At 66.9% G+C, this 19,197-nt stretch carries 19 protein-coding genes and 1 pseudogene; 14 read left to right on the forward strand and 6 right to left on the reverse strand.

Going from position 1 to position 19,197, the window contains the following annotated elements:
- The first annotated feature begins 19 nt into the window (after positions 1 to 19).
- Both ACYU8W_RS04475 and ACYU8W_RS04480 read left to right on the forward strand, forming a co-directional pair.
- Positions 20 to 313 (forward strand): antitoxin, encoded by a 294-nt coding sequence (locus ACYU8W_RS04475; protein ID WP_141927104.1) that lies wholly within the window; start codon positions 20 to 22, stop codon positions 311 to 313.
- 369 nt (positions 314 to 682) lie between these two features.
- A complete protein-coding gene (locus tag ACYU8W_RS04480) occupies positions 683 to 1,378 on the forward strand; it encodes a dienelactone hydrolase family protein (RefSeq protein WP_499466975.1) in 696 nt (231 codons plus the stop codon).
- Positions 1,379 to 1,388: 10 nt separating this feature from the next.
- Here ACYU8W_RS04480 and ACYU8W_RS04485 read toward each other — a convergent pair whose 3' ends face one another.
- From ACYU8W_RS04485 to ACYU8W_RS04495, 3 genes are read right to left on the reverse strand one after another with little or no spacing between them, the layout of a single operon-like run.
- Positions 1,389 to 1,952, reverse strand: coding sequence for a GNAT family N-acetyltransferase (locus tag ACYU8W_RS04485; protein WP_499466977.1), 564 nt, complete (start codon positions 1,950 to 1,952; stop codon positions 1,389 to 1,391).
- Complete coding sequence (locus ACYU8W_RS04490; protein ID WP_499466979.1) at positions 1,949 to 2,512, reverse strand: dienelactone hydrolase family protein; 564 nt, start codon at positions 2,510 to 2,512, stop codon at positions 1,949 to 1,951. The genes ACYU8W_RS04485 and ACYU8W_RS04490 overlap by 4 nt, the downstream gene beginning before the upstream one ends.
- Positions 2,513 to 2,521: 9 nt before the next feature.
- Positions 2,522 to 3,544 (reverse strand): ATP-dependent 6-phosphofructokinase, encoded by a 1,023-nt coding sequence (locus ACYU8W_RS04495; protein ID WP_499467022.1) that lies wholly within the window; start codon positions 3,542 to 3,544, stop codon positions 2,522 to 2,524.
- 101 nt (positions 3,545 to 3,645) lie between these two features.
- Here ACYU8W_RS04495 and ACYU8W_RS04500 point away from each other — a divergent pair, with 101 nt between their 5' ends.
- The 9 genes from ACYU8W_RS04500 (at position 3,646) to ACYU8W_RS04540 (ending at position 12,251) form a co-directional block, all read left to right on the forward strand.
- Entirely contained in the window at positions 3,646 to 4,164 is a 519-nt protein-coding gene (locus ACYU8W_RS04500; RefSeq protein WP_499466981.1) for an 8-oxo-dGTP diphosphatase, read from the forward strand.
- A 323-nt stretch (positions 4,165 to 4,487) separates the two neighbouring features.
- Positions 4,488 to 4,976, forward strand: a complete 489-nt coding sequence (locus ACYU8W_RS04505) for an OsmC family protein (protein ID WP_499466983.1) — start codon at positions 4,488 to 4,490, stop codon at positions 4,974 to 4,976.
- Between the two features lie 48 nt (positions 4,977 to 5,024).
- Entirely contained in the window at positions 5,025 to 6,506 is a 1,482-nt protein-coding gene (locus ACYU8W_RS04510) for a glucose-6-phosphate dehydrogenase (protein ID WP_499466984.1), read from the forward strand.
- Positions 6,507 to 6,586: 80 nt separating this feature from the next.
- Entirely contained in the window at positions 6,587 to 8,119 is a 1,533-nt protein-coding gene (locus ACYU8W_RS04515; RefSeq protein ID WP_499466986.1) for a flavin-containing monooxygenase, read from the forward strand.
- A 4-nt stretch (positions 8,120 to 8,123) separates the two neighbouring features.
- The gene (locus tag ACYU8W_RS04520; protein ID WP_499466988.1) at positions 8,124 to 9,410 is read left to right on the forward strand and encodes a glycosyltransferase family 4 protein; all 1,287 of its coding nucleotides are present in this window, start codon (positions 8,124 to 8,126) and stop codon (positions 9,408 to 9,410) included.
- Positions 9,397 to 10,113 (forward strand): class I SAM-dependent methyltransferase, encoded by a 717-nt coding sequence (locus ACYU8W_RS04525; RefSeq protein WP_499466990.1) that lies wholly within the window; start codon positions 9,397 to 9,399, stop codon positions 10,111 to 10,113. The genes ACYU8W_RS04520 and ACYU8W_RS04525 overlap by 14 nt, the downstream gene beginning before the upstream one ends.
- On the forward strand, positions 10,110 to 11,177 hold the full coding sequence (locus ACYU8W_RS04530) for a prenyltransferase/squalene oxidase repeat-containing protein (RefSeq protein WP_239700767.1): 1,068 nt from the start codon (positions 10,110 to 10,112) through the stop codon (positions 11,175 to 11,177). The genes ACYU8W_RS04525 and ACYU8W_RS04530 overlap by 4 nt, the downstream gene beginning before the upstream one ends.
- Positions 11,174 to 11,794, forward strand: a complete 621-nt coding sequence (locus tag ACYU8W_RS04535) for a class I SAM-dependent methyltransferase (protein ID WP_499466992.1) — start codon at positions 11,174 to 11,176, stop codon at positions 11,792 to 11,794. The genes ACYU8W_RS04530 and ACYU8W_RS04535 overlap by 4 nt, the downstream gene beginning before the upstream one ends.
- 97 nt (positions 11,795 to 11,891) lie before the next feature.
- Positions 11,892 to 12,251, forward strand: coding sequence for a DUF2599 domain-containing protein (locus ACYU8W_RS04540; RefSeq protein ID WP_499466994.1), 360 nt, complete (start codon positions 11,892 to 11,894; stop codon positions 12,249 to 12,251).
- Between the two features lie 99 nt (positions 12,252 to 12,350).
- Here ACYU8W_RS04540 and trxA read toward each other — a convergent pair whose 3' ends face one another.
- Positions 12,351 to 12,737, reverse strand: a complete 387-nt coding sequence (gene trxA / locus ACYU8W_RS04545; protein WP_499466996.1) for a thioredoxin — start codon at positions 12,735 to 12,737, stop codon at positions 12,351 to 12,353.
- Between the two features lie 95 nt (positions 12,738 to 12,832).
- Here trxA and ACYU8W_RS04550 point away from each other — a divergent pair, with 95 nt between their 5' ends.
- The gene (locus ACYU8W_RS04550) at positions 12,833 to 13,633 is read left to right on the forward strand and encodes a crotonase/enoyl-CoA hydratase family protein (protein WP_499466998.1); all 801 of its coding nucleotides are present in this window, start codon (positions 12,833 to 12,835) and stop codon (positions 13,631 to 13,633) included.
- Between the two features lie 8 nt (positions 13,634 to 13,641).
- Positions 13,642 to 13,728, forward strand: a pseudogene (locus tag ACYU8W_RS04555) (NUDIX hydrolase); the annotation flags it as partial.
- A gap of 41 nt (positions 13,729 to 13,769) precedes the next feature.
- Here ACYU8W_RS04555 and ACYU8W_RS04560 read toward each other — a convergent pair.
- Complete coding sequence (locus ACYU8W_RS04560; protein ID WP_499467000.1) at positions 13,770 to 15,269, reverse strand: hypothetical protein; 1,500 nt, start codon at positions 15,267 to 15,269, stop codon at positions 13,770 to 13,772.
- 122 nt (positions 15,270 to 15,391) lie between these two features.
- On the reverse strand, positions 15,392 to 17,026 hold the full coding sequence (locus ACYU8W_RS04565; protein WP_499467002.1) for an AMP-binding protein: 1,635 nt from the start codon (positions 17,024 to 17,026) through the stop codon (positions 15,392 to 15,394).
- Positions 17,027 to 17,141: 115 nt separating this feature from the next.
- On the opposite strand from ACYU8W_RS04565, the gene ACYU8W_RS04570 reads away from it, so the two are divergent.
- Positions 17,142 to 19,196 carry an NAD(+) synthase gene (locus tag ACYU8W_RS04570; RefSeq protein WP_499467004.1) on the forward strand — a complete coding sequence of 685 codons (2,055 nt, stop codon included), beginning with the start codon at positions 17,142 to 17,144 and terminating at the stop codon, positions 19,194 to 19,196.
- Position 19,197 lies beyond the last annotated feature (1 nt).

Below are 19,197 nucleotides of genomic sequence, written 5' to 3' on the forward strand. Positions count from 1 at the left end.
TGGATTTAGGATCCGGAGCATGAACTTCACAAGCATCATCGCCAAGGCGAAGAACTACGCCGCGAAGAACCCCGACAAGGTGCGCGACGGCATCGACAAGGCCGAGGCCGCGGTCAACGCCAAGACCGGCAACAAGTACGCCGGCAAGGTGAGGCAGGGCGCAGACGCCCTCGAGGACCAGCTCGGGGTGCCGGACGCTCCCGCGCAGCCTCAGGGTGGCGAGCAGCCGCCGACCACTCCGGCTCCGCAGCCGAACCAGCCTGGCACCCAGGCGGGCACCCAGCCCGGAACGCAGCCGCCCGCAGCCGGCTGATCACGGTCGGCTGGGTCTGGCTGGCGCTGGCGATCTCCGTCCGCAGGCCGGAGATCTGCTTCTCCAATTCGTTGGAGACGGCGGTGGCCCGGCGCATGCCGAGTGAGAGGTGCGCGGCGGGCGTGCCCTTGGAGTCGGTGTGGCCGACGACCGGACCGTGCGTCCGCCCACTTCGCTACGGATGGTGGCAGCCGCCGACGTCATGAACGCCTGTCCGGTCGGCGTGAGATTTGAGACCTAAGTCATTGCTCAAAGGTTCCAAGTTGTTGTGCGACTGCCGCCCGGCGATGCGTCGACGGTCCTACCCTGGGATGGACAGTTGGCCGTAGACCGATGAAAGGCAAGACGTTGAGACCCGCTTCGACGACCATGCCCCTGAGCGCACACCGCGTGGCGCCGGGCGGGAGCGTGCGCGGCGGCATCGTGATGCTGCCCGGGCTGCGTGAGTCGGACGCGACCGTCATGGAACTCGCGCGCCGTTTCGCTCAGGAGCGCTACGTCGTCCTCGTCCCCGAACTCGTCGCGGGCCTCGGCCTCGACCCGCAGGCGGCCGCGCGCGCGGAGCAGGCCTGGCAGGACGCCGACCTCGCCGACGACCCGACGGTCGGCGATGTCATGGCCGTCATGCAGAGCCCCGACTACGAGCGTTGGGTGATGAAGGCCCTGCGCGCCACGGTCGCGGAGCTGGCCAAGGAACCGGGCGTCGACACCCGGATCGCGGTGATCGGCTACGGCACCGGCGGGGGACTCGCGTTCGCGCTCGCGGCGGTCGATTCTCGGGTTCGCCTCGCACTGTCCTACGACTGTGTGGCCACCGATATCGACCTGGTCGAGAACATCAAGGGTGCAGCGGTCAGTTTCTACGCGGCCGACAACGCGGCGGCCGCAGAAGGTCTGCCCGAGTTACGGGCAGCGATGCGCCGTGCGGGAGTGCCGTTCTGCGCCAAGAAGTACCCGGGCAACCTCAACACGCTGCGTGATCTGGCGGCAGCCGGGCCGCAGTCGGCACTGGCTCGCGACCTGTGGCAGCGTTCGCTGGCGATGTTGCGGCTGCACCTCGCCTGATCCATCGGCATCACCGGCCGCCGGTCGACATCCAGCTGCCCAGCGGCTGATCGGGGTAGTCCTCATCGGTGACTACCTCGTCGACGACGTTCAGCCCGCGTGCTCGGTAGGTGCGTAGCGCGGCAGGTCCGTCGAGCGAGCAGGTGTGCACCCAGACACGCGAGACCTTCGGCAATCCCGTTGTCTGCCAGGCGCGCTCGATGCCTCGGGTGAGTAGCGCCGACCCCAGTCCACGACCGATCGCCGACTCCACCAGTCCGAAGTACTTGATCTCCATGTCCGTGGTCTGCCCGATCGACGACGCACCGAGTTGCAGGTAGCCCTGTGGAACGCCGTCGGCGTAGGCGATCAGGAAACGAGTGCCGGGCGCGGCGAGGTCCTCGGACCACTGCTGACGAGACCAATCGAGGCGGTCGGTCCAGCGCCACGGACCGCCGACCAGTCCGTACAGGAAGCGAGCAAATTCCGGTGTCACCGAAGTTGATTCGGTGACGGTCAAGCCCTCGGGAAGCTGGGCAGGGCCACGGAGGTCGTCCGGTGAACGCATCTCCAGCGTCCAGGTGGTGACCTTCACGGACGGGTCAGCAGCGCGTCGATCCGGTCGATCGTGGCGGCGGTCGCCTCGCCGTCGCCGTCCGGCCCATGGACGTCGGTGAACAGGTGGCCGCGGCCGGGGACGACGAAGTCCTCGAAGGACGTGCCCTCGGCCTCGACCGACGCACGCAACGCATCGAGGTCGTCCTGCTCGATCCAGGGGTCGGACTCGTAGCGGTGCACCTGTACCGGCGCACCCGGCCACCGTCCGAACGGCGCCGCGACGCTGTGCATCAGGACCACGCCCGCGGCCTCGGGCCGGGTCGCGGCGAGGGTCTGCGCGAAGGCCGAGCCCAGCGAGAACCCAGCGAGTGCGGCGTCCGCGGGAAGTTCCTCGACCACCGGCAGGATCCGCTTGAACAGTTCCTTGGCGCCGGTGCGGTCGCGGTATCCGACGCCCGACTCCTCGTCGTCGAACACCTGGCCGTCGTAGTAGTCGGGCACCACGAGGGTGTGGCCGCGTTCGGTGAGCGCATCGGCGAACTCTCGCACCGCCGGTCGCAGGCCGAGGGCGGAGTGCAGCAGCAGGATATGGGTCATGTCTTCTCCTCAGCCGAACAGGACGGCGGCTTCGTCCCAGCGGCTCTGGGGCACGGACTTCAGGTCGGCGGTGGCTTCGCTCAGTGGAACGGTTTCGATGTCGATGCCGCGCAGCGACACCATGTGGCCCCACTTGGAGTCCATCACGGCGTCGATCGCGGCCAGCCCGAACCGGGTGGCGAGCACCCGGTCGTAGGACGTCGGCACACCCCCACGCTGCAGGTGACCGAGCGTCATGACCCGGGTCTCGATGTCGGTGCGCTGTTCGATGATCGGGCCGAGCCATTCGCCGACACCGCCGAGGCGGGGTCGTCCGAAGCCGTCGAGGGCATCGCGGACGATCTCCACACCGTCCGGCATGAAGCCTTCGGCCACGACGACCAGCGGTGCGCGGCCGCGGTCGAGTGCCGATTCCACCCATCCGCAGATCTGCTCCATGCTCACCGGTTGCTCGGGGATGAGGATCGCGTGTGCACCACTGGCGAGACCGGCGTGCAGGGCGATCCAACCGACGTGGCGTCCCATGACCTCGACCACCATGCAGCGGTGGTGCGACTCCGCGGTGGTGCGCAGCCGGTCGATCGACTCGGTCGCGATCGACACCGCAGTGTCGAAACCGAAGGTGTAGTCGGTCGCCGAGAGATCGTTGTCGATCGTCTTCGGCACGCCGACGACCTTGATGCCGTCATCGTGCAGCATCCGCGCGACGGTGAGGGTGCCTTCGCCACCGATGGCGATGATCGCGTCCATCTCGTTGCGTTCCATCACCTGCTTCACCCGAGCCGAGCCGCCGCCACCTTCGCCGAACGGCCCGATGCGGGAGGTGCCGAGGATCGTGCCGCCGGTGCGGGAGAGCCCTCGAACGTCGTGGCGGGGGAGGGGGCGGATGTCGTCCTCGACGAGCCCACGGAATCCGTCGCGGATGCCCTGGAAGTTGACGCCGTAGATGCGGTCGCCCTTCATCACCGCACCACGGATAACTGCGTTCAGGCCGGGGCAGTCGCCGCCGCTGGTCAGAATGCCGATGTTCACGTGGTCAAGCATGGCTGCTACCCGCCGGTCGGCGAAACCGCCCCGCGAGCCTGCTCAACATGCGAGTCGGCGAATTCGGCGCGGGGTGCAAGGATTCGCAGGTGACCGAGCAACCGATCGACATGTGCCTTGCGCTGGTCGTCGACCTGGAGCGGAGACGGGTTTTGTTGGGTCGCAAGCTGCGGGGGTTCGGCGAGGGCAAGGTGATCGCACCCGGTGGGAAGCTCGAAGCGGGAGAGTCCGCGCTCGAAGCGGCGGTACGGGAACTGGTGGAGGAGACGTCCCTGAGTGCGGATGTCCGGGACGCGCGGTCGGTGGGGGAGTTGTTGTTCACCTGGGCCGACCCGCAGCGGACGCCGTTCCGGGTGTCGCTGGTGATGATCGAGCGCTGGACGGGCGAGGCCGAGGCGTCAGCTGAGTTGTCGCCGTTCTGGTGCCCACTGGAGGAGATCCCGTATGCGGACATGTGGGACGACGACCGCATCTGGCTGCCGAACGTGCTGCGTGGCGACGTGGTCACAGCGACCATCGGCTACGACTTCGTCGGCGAGTTCGTCACCTGCGTCGATCTGGATGCCGCCGGGCGCAAAGCGCGACAGTCGCGCGTTACGCCCCGGTAGTGCCGCGTACCGGGGCGTAAGTCGCGCCAATCGCGCCTTCGTTCGAGCCGCTAGGCTCGGTCGCGAGTTGTACGGCCATCTCGCCGGCCGGGTTCTACCTGCCGACCGGACTCGCTGTCGCGGGTGCCGCGCTGCTGTCGATGAAGGCGGCGAGCCACGCACCGTTGCCGATCATCCGGCTGTTCAGCCAGAAGCCACGTCGCCCTCCCGAACTGCTGGCACGTCCCGATGCTCGATGAACCCGAGCTGATCACGCGAGTCATCGAAGAGACCGTGGAACTGGCCGAACGTACACCGGCCGCCTCGACGGTGGCGGCGACCGCGTGAACCACTCCTACTCGACCTCGCTGCGGTGGGAAGGGACGACGGCGACCGGGTACGACGACTACTCGCGGCAACACCAGATCGACGTCGTGGGCAAGCATCATCTGACCCTCAGTTCCGACCCCGCCTTCCGTGGCGACCCGGGCCTGACCAACCCCGAAGAACTGTTGCTCGCCGCAGCCAGCAGTTGCCAACTGCTGTCCTTTCTCGCCGTCGCAGCACGCGCACGGGCTGACGTGCGTTCGTACGTCGACCACGCCGAAGCGGTCATGGCGAACGACGAAAGACCGTTGTGGGTCAACGAGATCCGACTCAACCCGGTCATCGAGATCAGCGGCGGCAAGCAACCGGACAAGTGGGAGCGCTGGCTGCGGATCGCTCACCAGGAGTGCTTCATCGCCCGTTCACTGCGATCACGGATGACCGTGCGCGCCACCTTCGTCACCGGCGACGGCGAGCACACGGTCGTCGAGGTGACCGACGCCTGAGGTCGGCAGTCGCCCGCCACGACGCCGGGAGTGGCACGATCGGTCACCATGACGACGAAGCAGACGACCAAGTCCGTCACCTTCCTCATCCTCGGCGCCGGCGGTGACCTCACCCAGCGCCTGCTGCTCCCCGGACTCGGCAGCCTGCTGGCGGTCGAGTCCGACCGCGAGGTGCAGGTGATTGGTGCCGACCGTGCCGACCTGACCACGGCCTCGTTCCGCGCCCTGGTGCGCGATCGGCTGAAGAAAGGCGGCGCCGATGCGAAGACCGCCGGGCGCATCGCCGGCAAGGCGCACTACATCAAGGCCGACCTGCTCGACCCGACCGCGCTCGCCGACCTCGTCCAGGCGGCCGAGGGCGAACTCGTCGTCTACTTCGCGCTCCCGCCGGCCATCTCGATGAAGGTCTGCGCCCAACTGGAGAAGCTCGACCTGCCCGCGTCCACCCGTCTGGGTCTGGAGAAGCCGTTCGGCGCCGACGAGAAGTCGGCCCGGCAGTTCAACAAGCAACTGCAGCGAGTGGTGGACGAGGACCGCATCTTCCGCGTCGACCACTTCCTCGGCGTCTCAACCGTCCTCAATCTCATCGGCCTGCGGTTCGCCAACCGCATGCTCCAACCGATCTGGAACGCCGAGCACATCGAGCGGGTCGAGATCCTCTACGACGAGGACCTCGCGCTCGAGGGCCGCGCCGGCTACTACGACCAGGCAGGTGCGCTGCGCGACATGCTGCAGAGCCACCTGCTGCAGATCCTGGCCATCTTCGCGATGGAGCCGATCGCCAGTCTCGATCCGCAGGAACTGGCCGATCTCAAAGCTCAGGTGCTGCGTGCCACCCACATCTGGGAGAACAACCCGAAGGAGTACGCGCAGCGCGCGCGCTACACCGCCGGTTCGATCAACGGCCGCAGCGTGCCCTCGTACGTCAAGGAGAAGGGCGTCGAATCCTCGCGCAACACCGAGACGCTCGCCCAGCTCACCGTCCAGATCGACAACAACCGGTGGGCCGGCGTCCCGTTCGTGCTGCGCAGCGGGAAGGCGATGGGCGCTCCCCGAAAGCAGGTCATCGTCTACTTCCGCGATGTGCCGCACCTGCCCAAGGGGTTCATCGGCGACCACACCGGTGACGCGATGATCATCGATCTCAAGCCCGGACGGGTGTCGTTCAAGCTGTCGATGAACGCCGAGGGTGACCCGCTCGACCTGGAGCAGAAGACGCTGTCGGCCGATCTCGCGGGAGCGCAGATGACGGCCTACGGCGAAGTGCTGCGCTACCTGATGGACGACAACCAGTTGCTCAGCGTGCGAGCGGACTCGGCCGAACTGTGCTGGAAGATCGTCGCTCCGGCGATCAAGGCATTCGAGCAGAATCTGGTGCCGATCCAGCAGTACAAGGCCGGCTCGGACGGACCCGAGGGCTGGTTGGCCGACGACTCGGTCGCCATCGGTCAGGAGAGCGCCGAACTCACTTCGACGTCCAACAAGGGCCGTACCGCGCGGACGACGACGGCTCGTCCCGCGAAGGGCTGACTCGTTCGTCCACCCGTGACGGTTCCCCTGAACTCGCCGGTAACTTAGGCTGGGTCAGCCGCAACAGCAAGGAGCCGACGGTGTCCGAACAGCAGATGCACGAGCAGACGCGGCAGCACCCTGCCCTCAAGGACCGCTACGACGTCGTCGTGGTGGGTGCCGGTCTGTCGGGGATCGATGCCGGCTACCGGTTGCAGACGATGTGTCCGGACAAGGACTACGTCATCCTCGAAGGCCGCGAGAGCATGGGCGGCACCTGGGACCTGTTCAAGTACCCGGGCATCCGCTCCGACTCGGACATGTTCACCCTCGGGCTGCCGTTCGAGCCGTGGACCGGCAAGAAGTCCATCGCCGACGGCGCCGACATCCTGGACTACCTCAAGGACACTGCGGCCAAGCACGGCATCGACGAGCGCATCGTCCACCGCACCAAGGTCACGGACGCCTCCTGGGACAGCGCCGCCGCCGAGTGGACGCTGACGCTCACCACCCCGGGCGGCGAAAGCACCGTACGCAGCAGCTTCGTCTACCTCTGCTCGGGCTATTACGACTACGACGAGCCCTACGACCCCGCGTTCACCGGCCGTGACGACTTCCGGGGTGAGGTCATCCATCCGCAGTTCTGGCCGCAGGAGTTCGACCCGGCAGGCAAGAAGATCGTCGTCATCGGTTCGGGCGCGACCGCCGTCACCCTCGTCCCGGCGCTCGCCGACCGGGGCGCAGAGGTGACGATGTTGCAGCGCACGCCTTCCTACGTCCTGGCGCTGCCGAACACCGACCCGATCGCGAACGTGCTGCAACGGACACTGTCACCGCAACGCGCCTACAGCATGATCCGGATGAAGAACGCCACCCAGGCGCTCTCCCTCTACCTGGCCAGCCGCCGGGCGCCGAAGACGATCGGCAACATGTTGCGCAAGGGCGTCATGGCCCAGGTGCGCGGCACCGACGTCACCGAGCGCGACTTCACCCCGCCGTACGGGCCGTGGGACCAACGGCTGTGCATCGTGCCGGACGGCGACCTGTTCATGGCCATCAGGAGTGGCAAGGCGAATGTCGTCACCGACACCGTCGACTCGTTCGTGCCCGAAGGCATCCGCACCGGATCCGGTCAGGTCATCGAGGCGGACGCGGTCGTCACCGCGACCGGGCTGAAGATGCTCGCCGGTGGCGGCATCACGCTCACCGTCGACGGGGCGAAGGTCGACATGGGCAGCCGCTACATCTACCGCGGCATGATGATCAACGGGGTGCCGAACATCGCGATGTGCGTCGGTTACACCAACGCCTCGTGGACGCTGCGTGCCGATCTGACGTCGCAGTACTTCGCGACGTTCATCAACCACCTGGACGCCCAGGGGTACGCGTACGGCTACCCGCACGTCGACTCCGCCATGGACGCCCGACCGGCCCTCGACCTGGACGCCGGGTACGTGCTGCGGTCGATGGCCGAGTTCCCCAAGCAGGGTGACCGCGCACCGTGGTTCCTGCACCAGAACTACCTGCGCGACCGGCGCGACACCCGGCGAGCCGACGTCAGCAAGGACATGACGTTCGTCCGTCGCGCGGAGCAGCACGACATCCAGGAGATCGCCGCTCCCGCGGTGGTGTGAGTCCGTGCCGCAGAACGTACGCGCCGAGCGCGGCCTTCGGGTCGCGCTGTCGTCGTATCGCAGCAAGCCGCACTCGGGCGGCCAGGGCGTGTACGTCCGCAACCTCTCGCGGGAACTGGTCGCACTCGGCCACGACGTCGAGGTGTTCAGCGGTCCGCCCTATCCCGAGTTGGACGCAGGGGTGCGGCTGACAACGGTCCCGGGGCTTGACCTGTACCGCGAGCCCGACCCCTTCCGTACCCCGAACATTCGCGAATTTCGTTCCGATCTGGACGTATTGGAGTTCGCGACGATGTGCACTGCGGGGTTCCCGGAGCCCCGCGTGTTCGGTCTTCGCCTGGATCGCCTGCTGCGCTCGCGGCTGTCGCAGTTCGACGTGCTGCACGACAACCAGACGCTCGCTCCGGGCATTCTCGAACTGGAGCGACGCGGGCTACCGTTGCTCACCACGATCCATCACCCGATCAGCCGGGACCGTCGCCTGGAGATCGAGCACGCCCGTGGGTGGGATCGCGTCACCAAGCGTCGGTTCTACGGCTTCGTCCAGATGCAGGCTCGCGTCGCTCGAAAGACTTCACACGTGTTGACGGTGTCCGAGGGTTCGGCGCAGGACATCGTCACCGACTTCCGCGTGCCCCGCGAACGCATCAGCATCGTCCCGGTCGGGGTGGCGGTCGAGACGTTCGCGCCGCCGTCGCTGCCGCGCGTCCGTGGGCGGCTGGTGACGATCGCGTCGGCGGACGTGCCGCTCAAGGGCGTGCCGGTGTTGATCGAAGCGCTGAAGAACATGCGCACCGACGCGTGGTCGGAACTGATCATCGTCGCAGCCGCGAGCGAACGCACCCAGAAGTCGCTGGCAGACGCCGGCCTGCTCGACCGGGTGAGCTTCCGCTCCGGCCTCACCGATCTCGAACTCGCCGGCCTCATCGGGTCGGCCGAAGCCCTCGTCGTGCCCTCGCGATACGAAGGATTCTCGCTCCCGGCGATCGAGGCGATGGGGTGTGGGACGCCGGTCGTCGCGTCCGCGGTCGGCGCCCTGCCGACGCTCGTGTCCGGTGGCGCAGGTGCACTCGTGCCGCCGAACAACCCTGTCGCACTGGCAAATTCACTGACCGAAGTGCTGAGTTCGCCGGATCTTCGTACCGCCATGGGCGCGGCCGGTCGACGGCGCGCGGTGGCGACGTACAGCTGGCGTGCCGTCGCCGAACAAACAGCAGACCTCTACCGGGACGTGATCCGTGCTCGACGGACGCCCGGCACGATGAAGGAGAACGAACATGTTGACCGTTGACTTCGACCGCTTCCCGGTCTCACCCGGGATGAACCTGATCGACGTCGGTTGCGGTCAGGGACGGCACTCCTTCGAGGCTTATCGCCGTGGCTGCAACGTGACTGCATTCGACATGAACGAATCCGACCTGGCCGACGTGAAGACGATGTTCGGTGCGATGGAGGCCGAGGGTGAAGCGGGCTTCCCAGCCATCGCCCAAGTGCAGGCCGGCGACGCCCGCGCGATGCCGTTCGAGGACGGCAGCTTCGACCGGGTGATCGCCTCGGAGATCCTCGAGCACATCCATGAGGACGAGGCCGTGATGGCCGAACTGTTCCGGATCACCAAACCCGGTGGTCTGGTCGCCGTGACCGTGCCGCGCAACTGGCCCGAGCAGGTCTGTTGGAAGCTCTCCGATGAGTACCACGAGGTCGAGGGCGGACACATCCGTATCTACAAGGCGTCCGAACTCGTCGACAGGCTCACCCGCGCCGGATTCCAGCCGTACGCGCAGCACCACGCGCACGCGTTGCACGCCCCGTACTGGTGGCTGAAGTGCGCGGTCGGCAGCGACAACGACAACTTCGCGACGAAGACGTACCACCGCCTGTTGGTCTGGGACATGATGAGCGCGCCGCTGGTCACCCGGCTCGCCGAGAAGTCGCTCGACCCGGTGCTCGGCAAGAGTTTCGTGGTCTACCTCCGCAAGCCGGAGCATTCATGACGGCACCCGCACGCGACCTCTCGCTGCACGACGCGCTCACCCACGAGCGCGTCGTCCGGATCGGCGATTTCATTGCTTCGCAACAGGATCCGAACGGTGCGCTGCCGTGGTTCCGCGGCGGTCACCTCGACCCCTGGGATCACGTCGAGGCCGCGATGGGTCTGACCGTGGCCGGTCGTCACGACGAGGCGATCCGGGCCTACCTGTGGTCGGCGCGTACCCAGCGGCCCGACGGATCCTGGCCGATGAAGCAGACCGCCGGCGTCGTCGAGGAAGCCGCAGCCGACACCAACCAGTGCGCCTATATCGCGGTCGGTGTCTGGCACTACTACCTGGTCACCGGACACAGCGCGACGCTGGCGCGGTTCTGGCCGACGGTCGAAGCGGCGATCAACTTCGTGGTGCGTGGACAGCTTGCGTCCGGCGCGATCTCCTGGGCGATGAACGTCGAGCGGGAATGGGACGACCAGGCGCTGCTCACCGGCTCGTGCAGCACCCTGCAGGCCATCGAATGCGCCTGTCTCATCGCCGAGACGCTGGGTCACGACCGCCCGCGCTGGCGGGCCGCCGGTCGTGGGCTGCGGGACGCGATCCGTAACTCGCCCGAGGTGTTCGAGGATCGCAGTCGATACTCGATGGACTGGTACTACCCGGTGCTCACCGGGGCCGTGCGCGACGAAGCTGCCGCGCGGCTGATCGACTCCGGCTGGGAGACCTTCGGATGGCCCGGACGCGGTATCCGTTGTGTGGCCGACGAGCCGTGGGTGACCGCGGCCGAGACCGTCGAGCTCGTCGCAGCTCTGGATGCAATCGGTGAATCCGACCGTGCCACAGAGCTTTTCAATGACGTGCAGTTCCTCTTCGACGAGGAGACCGGTGGTTACTGGACCGGCATGAACATTCCGAACGAGCAGGTCTGGCCGGTGGAACAGACCACCTGGTCGGCCGCGGCCGTCCTGCTCGCGGCCGACGCGCTAGGACAAGCCACCGGGGGAGCCTCGCTGTTTCGTGATGCCGGTGGTTGGAGTGGCTGGGGCGGCGCGATCGAAGGAGCGGCGAGTTGATCTCGGAGCAACTGCGGGCGGCGGTCGACGCGACCAAGGGATTCATGCCGGACGACGAGGGCGAGGCGCTGCATGCCACCGCGCTTGCCGCCAAGCCCGACGTCTGGCTCGAGATCGGTACGTACTGCGGCAAGTCGACCCTTCTGTTGTCGGACGCGGCACGGCAGGCCGGTGCCCGGCTGGTCACTGTCGATCACCACCACGGGTCCGAGGAGAACCAGCCCGGCTGGGAGTGGCACGACGAGTCGATGGTCGACGAACGATCCGGACGCCTTGACACTTTCGCCACCTTCCGCCCGGTGCTCGACGAGTACGCCGACGTGCTGAGTGCCGTAGTCGCCGACACCCGGGTGGTCGGCGCCTGGTGGGCGACACCGCTCGAAGTGCTCTTCCTCGACGGCAACCACACCGAGGAGACCGCGCAGCACGACTACCGCGCGTTCGCGCAGCACCTCGTCCCCGGCGGTCTGCTGCTCGTGCACGACGTCTTCCCCGACCCTGCCGACGGTGGCCAGGCGCCCTGGCACGTGGTGCAGTCGGCGCTCACGGACGGCTTCGAGCAGGTCGAGGTGCATGGTTCGTTGCGAGTCCTGCGCCGCCCGACATCGCGTAGTTGAGACCGTGCGCCGGGTCGTCGTCCTCGCAGTCGCGCTGCTGTGTACCGGCTGCTCGAGCACCGAGCCGACCACCACGTCCTCCCCGAACAGGTCCACCATGAGCTCGACGTCGAGTTCGAGCCGGCCGTCGCCGGCCACGACATCGACGAGCACACCGCAGCCGGGTCCGCCCTACATCGGCACGCTCACCTGGCGGCCCGGACGGCACGGTGACGACCTGATCGTCACGCCCACCGGCGCCGGACGCGCCGTGCTGGGGGAGGAGAAGGAGGCGGCTGCTTGGGCGGAGGTCGCCAGGCGTGAGCCGCGGGCCGACACAGTGTCGATGCAACGCCAGTTCGCCTGTCACTGGCGTTACGCCCGATCCAAAGCGACCTGGAACCTGGAAACCTGGCGGATGGTCGTCCCGATGGACCAGGTCGTGAGCGCCTATTGCAATCCGGGCGGACCTGAGTAGCCGGATGCAGCAAACGCCGCAACCCGAAGGCCGCGGCGTTCAACTGATCGAGTCAGTAGTAAGTCAGTAATGAGTCAGTAGTGAGTCATTACTGAGTCATTACTGCTGGGCGGCGTCGCCCTCGGCGGCCTGCTGCTCGGCGATCTCGGCGTGGATCTTCTCCATCGGCAGATCGCGGATCTGCTTGATCAGATCGGTCAGCATCGCCGGCGGCATCGCACCGGACTGGCTGAACACCATCACGCCCTCACGGAAGGCCATGACGGTCGGGATGCTGCTGATGTTTATTGCGCCGCCGAGTTCGCGCTGGTCCTCTGTGTCGACCTTGCCGAAGACGATGTCCTCGTGCTTGTTCGATTCGGCGTCGTACACCGGAGCGAACATCTTGCACGGGCCGCACCAGTCGGCCCAGAAGTCGATGAGAACGATGTCGTTGTTCTGGATGGTCTCGACGAAGTTCTCGGTGGTCAGGGTGGTGGTGGCCATGCCGGCCCTCCTTGAAATCGGGTTCTGTTCGTCCAACGTCTCACGGGCCGCAGCATTCCCGCAGGTGTCGGGCCGCGGCGAAGTAGCGTGAGCGTGTGACCTCCTTGATCAGCTGCACCGTCCGAGACGGCATCGCCGACGTCCGCCTCGATCGCCCGGACAAGTACAACGGCCTCACCTTCGAGATGCTGCGCGATCTGGCATCCACCGCGCACCGGCTGCGCAAGGACCGAACGCTGCGCGCCGTCGTGATCAGCGGAAACGGTGACGCGTTCTGCGCCGGACTCGACTTCGGCTCGGTGTCCAAGAAGCCCTGGCAGATCCCCGTGGGTCTGGTGCCGGTGCCATGGCGGGGCACCAATGTGTTCCAGGAGGCGTGCTGGGCCTGGCGACGTGTCCCCGTCCCGGTGATCGCCGCCGTGCACGGCCACTGTTACGGCGGCGGCATCCAGATCGCGCTCGCCGCCGACTTCCGGATCACGACGCCGGACGCCAAATGGTCTGTGCTGGAAGGGAAGTGGGGCCTCATCCCGGATATGAGCGGGGTGCGCTCGCTCTCGGAGTTGGTCGGGGTGGAGACCGCGAAGCGACTGACGATGACCGCCGAGGTGCTCAGCGGTCAGGACGCCCATGACCTCGGTCTCGCCGGCACCGTCGCGGCCGACCCGCGCGGGGCCGCGTTCGAGTTGGCGCGCACGCTGACGACGAAATCGCCGGACGCCCTCGCCGCCGCCAAGCGATTGTTCGACAAGCACCACAGTTCGTCGGCCCGGCGCACCTTCGCGGCTGAGCGACGCGAGCAGGTGAAACTGCTGTTCGGCCGCAACGCGAAGATCGCCCGGGCAGCGGGCCTGAAGCGGGAAGCACCGCAGTTCGTCGAGCGCGGGAGGCGCTGATCGTTTCGATGAGCTGGGAGCAACTCGACAGCCGCCCGATCTATGAGAACGCCTGGCTGCGCGTCCGCGAGGACGATATTCGCAAGCCTGACGGAACGACCGGCATCGACGGTGTCGTGGGCGGATCTGACCTGCGTCAGCCGCCTACCGGGGTGCCCGGAGTCGTGCGTCGTCCGCCTCCGCGAGCCCACCAGTCGGCTGCGACCTGCTCCTCGTCCGTCGCCGCGACGCCCGTGTGGCCGAGCATTCCGGCGGCCATCAGAGCGTCCTCCCGCGTCGTCGGGTCATCGAGGAAGGGAGCCAAGGCTGCCGGATCGAGTACGCCACCACGTCCGATCGCGATCAGTCCGTCCGAGACCACCTTCGGGTCGGTCGCGAACAGCAACCGGCGTAACAACGATGGGTCGTCCGGGGTCAGCTGCCGCAACAGGTTCGAGGCGCTGCGACGCGCCTGGCAGACGGCGGACGTCGTCGCCACATGGATCGCGGTGCGTGCCACGGCGTCCCGGTAGGGGCTGGCACCGATGAGTTCCTGCGCCAACTGTCGCTTCTCCAGCCACAGGTTCGACAGCGCCTCCTGCAGGAGGCGGTCGATGATCGGGTCGTCGTCCAAGCCGGAGGTCTCGCGGACGGCGGCGAGGTAATCGTCGTAGTGCGGCGGGCGCTCGACGAAGCCGCGTTGACTCCACTGTGTCGGTGGTGGGTGGCCGACCGCGGCCATCGTGCGTCCGCCGAGCCGACCCGCCAGGCTGTAAGCGATGTCGCGATCCTGTTGGGATCCTTCCCGGGCCATCACCCGGAGCCGGTCCTGCAAGGCCTCGACATCCTGGGCGCCGAGCTGACGCCGGCCGATCATGGTCGCCAGACCGAACGAGACGCCGAGCACCCGTTCGTCGTCGCCGGGCACGAACTGCTCGATGAGGGTTGCGGCGACACCCTTGCGGGTCGATTGGGACAACGCGTCCCAGGCATTGCGGGCCAACGGGGCCCCGGGCTGCTGCGCGACCGCGACGATCTCCTGCTCCGCCAGCTCCTGGTAGAGGCTGTCGCCGAGCAGGATCGACAACGCCGCCCAACGCGAGGAGTAGTCGAAATGTCCCGCCCGCAGCATCTCGGTTGTCAGACCGTGTGCCATCATTCGCGCTGTGCCGCGCGGCGGAGGGGTGATGCGGGGGTCGGTGATGAGGATGACCAGGGTCAACCAGTCGTGACCGGTGGCCCTGCCTTCCGCGATCGCCTCGTTGAGCATCGAGTTCTGCGTGAAGAGTTGGTCACGGTCGTCGGGGATCGGCTCGGCCACCGCCACCCGGTAGGTCTGCTGCATGCTCGCGACGGCTCCGAGCAACTCGGCGGGTGCCAGGCTCAGCGCGCGTTCGTAGGCAGCGACCAGAGCGAGCGGAGCGGTGAAACGTCCGCTTTCCCAATGCGATACCTGTGACCCATGCTTGATCCGGTAGCCGACCTCGGCGAGACGATGGACGAACGAGTCCGCGGTGCGGGCTCCCCACGGTGAGGCCATTCTGCTGACCCTCAGCAACCAGGCAGTGCGTGCCGCGACGTCGATCGAGGAGTCGAACAGGTCGTGTTCGTCGGCGGGCAGGCGCCGGGGTGCACCCCGAATCTTTCCCCAGCTCATACCCCGTCGTCCCCCTTGCGAGCGGCCACGATCCCTCACCGTATTACGCAACGATCATCGTCTCGTACCGAGATCTTCCGCATTGATATTTTGGGGAACAAGCACTATCCGAAAAAAAGTGGTCACCCTCCGCCGAGGCCGAGCTTCGCGGCGGTCGTCTCGCGCATCTCGACCTTGCGTACCTTGCCCGTTACGGTCATCGGGAACTCGTCGACGAGTTCGACATAACGCGGGATCTTGTAGTGAGCCAGTTGGCCGGAGCAGAACTGCCTCAACGACTCGGAGGTGATCGGCTCGGCGCCCTGCCTCAGGCGGATCCAGGCGCACAACTCCTCGCCGTACTTCTCGTCCGGCACCCCGATCACCTGTGCGTCGACGATGTCGGGGTGGGTGTAGAGGAACTCCTCGATCTCCCTCGGATATATGTTCTCGCCGCCGCGGATCACCATGTCCTTGATCCGGCCGCTGATCTGCACATAGCCGGCGTCGTCCATCACGCCGATGTCGCCGGTGTGCATCCAGCCGTCCTCGATGGCCTCGGCGGTCTTGTCCGGCTGTTCCCAGTAGCCGAGCATCACCGAATAGCCCTTGGTCATGAACTCGCCGCTGCTGCCGCGCGGCTGGGTCTCACCGGTGACGGGGTCGACGATCTTGATCTCCAGGTGCGGCATCACGCGTCCGACGGTGCCGACCTTCTGTTCGAAGGTGTCGTCGGTGCGGTTCTGCGTGCTGACCGGCGAGGTCTCGGTCATGCCGTAACAGATCGTCATCTGCTCGATGCCGGCGGCGATGAGCTTCTTCATCAGCTCCGCCGGGCACGGTGAGCCGGCCATGATGCCGGTACGGACGCTCGACAGGTCGTAGTCGGCGAAGTTCGGCAGACCCCACTCGGCGATGAACATGGTCGGGACGCCGTACAGGCTGGTGATCTTCTCGTCCTGGGTCGCCTGAAGAGTGGCGGCCGGGTCGAACGCAGGCGCCGGGATGACCATGCAGGCGCCGTGACTGGTGCACGCAAGGTTGCCCATCACCATGCCGAAGCAGTGGTAGAAGGGCACCGGGATGCACACCCGGTCCTGCTCGGTGTAGCGGCAGGTTTCTCCGACGAAGAAACCGTTGTTCAGGATGTTGCGGTGACTCAGCGTCGCACCCTTCGGGAATCCTGTTGTGCCGCTGGTGTATTGGATGTTGATCGGGTCGTTGTTGTCGAGGCCCGACTGGACGTCGGCGAGCGCTTGCGGGGTGACGTCGTCCGCCTGGGCCAGCAGGGCGTCCCACTCCGGGGTCTCGAAGTAGATCGCGTCCATCAGATCGTGGCAGTCGTGCCGCACGCCCTGCACCATCCGTGCGTAGTTGCTGGTCCTGAACTCGCTGACCGCGAACAGATAGGAGATGCCGGCCTGCTTCAGCACGTACTTCAACTCGTGTGCACGGTAGGCGGGATTGATGTTGACCAGGATCGCGCCGATCTTCGCGGTCGCGTACTGAACCAGGACCCACTCGCTGCGGTTCGGTGCCCAGATGCCCACGCGGTCACCCTTGGCGACGCCGGCGGCGAGCAGCGCGCGGGCCAACCGATCGACGTCCGACTGCAGTTCGGCGTACGTCCAGCGTTTGCCCTGTGCGACGTCGACCAGGGCTCCCCGATCGCCGAAGCTCGCGACGGTCGCGTCGAAGTTGTCGCCGATCGTCTGCTCGATCAGCGGAGTGTCGGTCTCGCCGTGGGTGTGGGACAGCTGCGCGGACGGCTCGGTCATTTCGCGAGCGTAAGTGAGCCAGGTCACACGGGGGCGCTTGTCTCGCCGAGCGGTGCCGGTGCGTCGATGAGCGGCTCCACGCGGGTGTGGGGCGTCGGACTGGCAGACTCTCCGCATGGCTTCGAGCACGGACTTCTGGTCGGCGTACGCCCACGGTTACGCACGCGTCGCGGCGTGCACGGTCCCGACCGCGATCGCCGAACCGGCGACCAACGCGGCGTCGATCGTCAAGGAACTCAAAGCTGTCCATGCGGAGGGAGTCGCCGTCGCGATCTTCCCCGAACTCTGCGTGAGCGGTTATGCGATCGAGGATCTGCTGTTGCAGGACCCGGTGCTGGAGGCGGTCCAAGACGCGCTCGCGACCATCGCGAACGCGACCAGGCGACTGCGACCGTTGGTCATCGTCGGCGCGCCTTTGCGCAAGGGTCTGCGCCTGTACAACTGCGCCGTCGTCATCCACGGCGGTGAGATCCTCGGCGTCGCCCCGAAGTCCTATCTGCCGAACTACCGCGAGTTTTACGAAAAGCGCCACTTCGCGCCCGGCGATGATCAGATCGGTGAGTCGATCCGTTTAGGGGACAACGAGATTCCCTTCGGTCCCGATCTGCTCTTCAATGCGACCGACGTGCCCGGGCTCGTCGTGCACGCCGAGGTCTGTGAGGACATGTGGGTGCCGGTCCCGCCGTCGTCCATCGCCTCGCTGGCCGGCGCGAGCGTCCTGGCGAACATCTCCGGCAGCCCGATCACCGTGGCCCGAGCCGAGGACCGTCATCTGCTGGTGCGCGCCCAGTCGGCTCGCTGCCTGACCGCCTACCTGTACGCAGCGTCCGGGGTCGGGGAGTCGACCACCGACCTGTCCTGGGACGGCATGACGATGGTCTACGAGTGCGGCGACCTGCTGGGTGAGACCGAGCGCTTCCCGGACGGCCCGCGTCGGACCGTGGTCGACATCGACCTCGACCGCATCCGGCAGGACAGGCAGCGCGACGGGTCGATCGGAGACAACGCGCGCACCTACACCGACCGGGTACTGGAGTTCCGCACCGTCGACTTCCAACTCAAGGCGCCCGCCGGCGACATCGGCCTGCTGCGCAAGGTCGACCGCTTCCCGTTCGTGCCGGACGACCCCGCCCGCCTCGACCTCGACTGCTACGAGGCCTACAACATTCAGGTGGCCGGCCTCGTCCAGCGCCTGCGCGCGATCGGCAACCCGAAGATCGTCATCGGCGTGAGTGGCGGTCTCGACTCCACCCACGCCTTGATCGTGGCCGCGCGGGCGATGGACCGGATGGGGCGCCCGCGTACCGACATCCTCGGTTACACGATGCCCGGGTTCGCGACGTCCGACTCCACCAAGACCAACGCCTGGAAGCTCGGCGAGGCACTTGGCGTCACCTTCACCGAACTCGACATCCGGCCGACCGCCACCCAGATGCTGAAGGACCTCGGTCATCCGTTCGGCGAGGGCAAGCCGGTCTACGACGTCACCTTCGAGAATGTGCAGGCCGGCCTGCGGACCGACTATCTGTTCAGGATCGCCAACAAGGAGAACGGAATCGTCCTCGGCACCGGCGACCTGTCCGAGCTGGCGCTCGGCTGGTGCACCTACGGCGTCGGCGACCAGATGTCGCACTACACGGTCAACTCGGGTATCCCGAAGACGATGATCCAGCACGTCATTCGCTGGGTCGTCGCGCACGAACTGTTCACCGACGAGGTGGGCGAGGTGCTCACCGCGATCGTCGATCAGGAGATCAGCCCCGAACTCGTGCCCAGCAAGGAGGGCGACAAGCCGCAGTCGACCGAGGAGGCCATCGGACCGTATGCGCTGCAGGACTTCAACATCTTCTACACGCTCCGTTACGGCTACCGACCCAGCAAGATCGCCTTCCTCGCCTGGCACGGGTGGCACGACGACACGACCGGTGAGTGGCCCGCGGGATACCCGCAGGACAAGCGGATCGCGTACGACCTGCCGGAGATCCGGTCCTGGCTCGAGGTGTTCATCAAGCGCTTCTTCGCGTTCAGCCAGTTCAAGCGATCGGCGCTGCCGAACGGGCCGAAGGTGATGGCCGGCGGGTCCGTCTCACCGCGCGGTGACTGGCGCGCGCCGTCCGACGGCAACGCCACCGTCTGGCTCAAGGACCTGGAGAAGGTGCCCACCGACTGAT

Source organism: Yimella radicis (assembly GCF_054778255.1).

Bases quoted from the DNA above. Each gene is read 5' to 3' on its own strand.
- ACYU8W_RS04570 (WP_499467004.1), top strand. From the start codon at position 17,142: ATGGCTTCGAGCACGGACTTCTGGTCGGCGTACGCCCACGGTTACGCA.
- ACYU8W_RS04530 (WP_239700767.1), top strand. From the start codon at position 10,110: ATGACGGCACCCGCACGCGACCTCTCGCTGCACGACGCGCTCACCCAC.
- trxA (WP_499466996.1), bottom strand. From the start codon at position 12,737: ATGGCCACCACCACCCTGACCACCGAGAACTTCGTCGAGACCATCCAG.
- ACYU8W_RS04475 (WP_141927104.1), top strand. From the start codon at position 20: ATGAACTTCACAAGCATCATCGCCAAGGCGAAGAACTACGCCGCGAAG.
- ACYU8W_RS04560 (WP_499467000.1), bottom strand. From the start codon at position 15,269: ATGAGCTGGGGAAAGATTCGGGGTGCACCCCGGCGCCTGCCCGCCGAC.
- ACYU8W_RS04565 (WP_499467002.1), bottom strand. From the start codon at position 17,026: ATGACCGAGCCGTCCGCGCAGCTGTCCCACACCCACGGCGAGACCGAC.
- ACYU8W_RS04525 (WP_499466990.1), top strand. From the start codon at position 9,397: ATGTTGACCGTTGACTTCGACCGCTTCCCGGTCTCACCCGGGATGAAC.
- ACYU8W_RS04490 (WP_499466979.1), bottom strand. From the start codon at position 2,512: ATGACCCATATCCTGCTGCTGCACTCCGCCCTCGGCCTGCGACCGGCG.
- ACYU8W_RS04480 (WP_499466975.1), top strand. From the start codon at position 683: ATGCCCCTGAGCGCACACCGCGTGGCGCCGGGCGGGAGCGTGCGCGGC.
- ACYU8W_RS04540 (WP_499466994.1), top strand. From the start codon at position 11,892: ATGAGCTCGACGTCGAGTTCGAGCCGGCCGTCGCCGGCCACGACATCG.
- ACYU8W_RS04510 (WP_499466984.1), top strand. From the start codon at position 5,025: ATGACGACGAAGCAGACGACCAAGTCCGTCACCTTCCTCATCCTCGGC.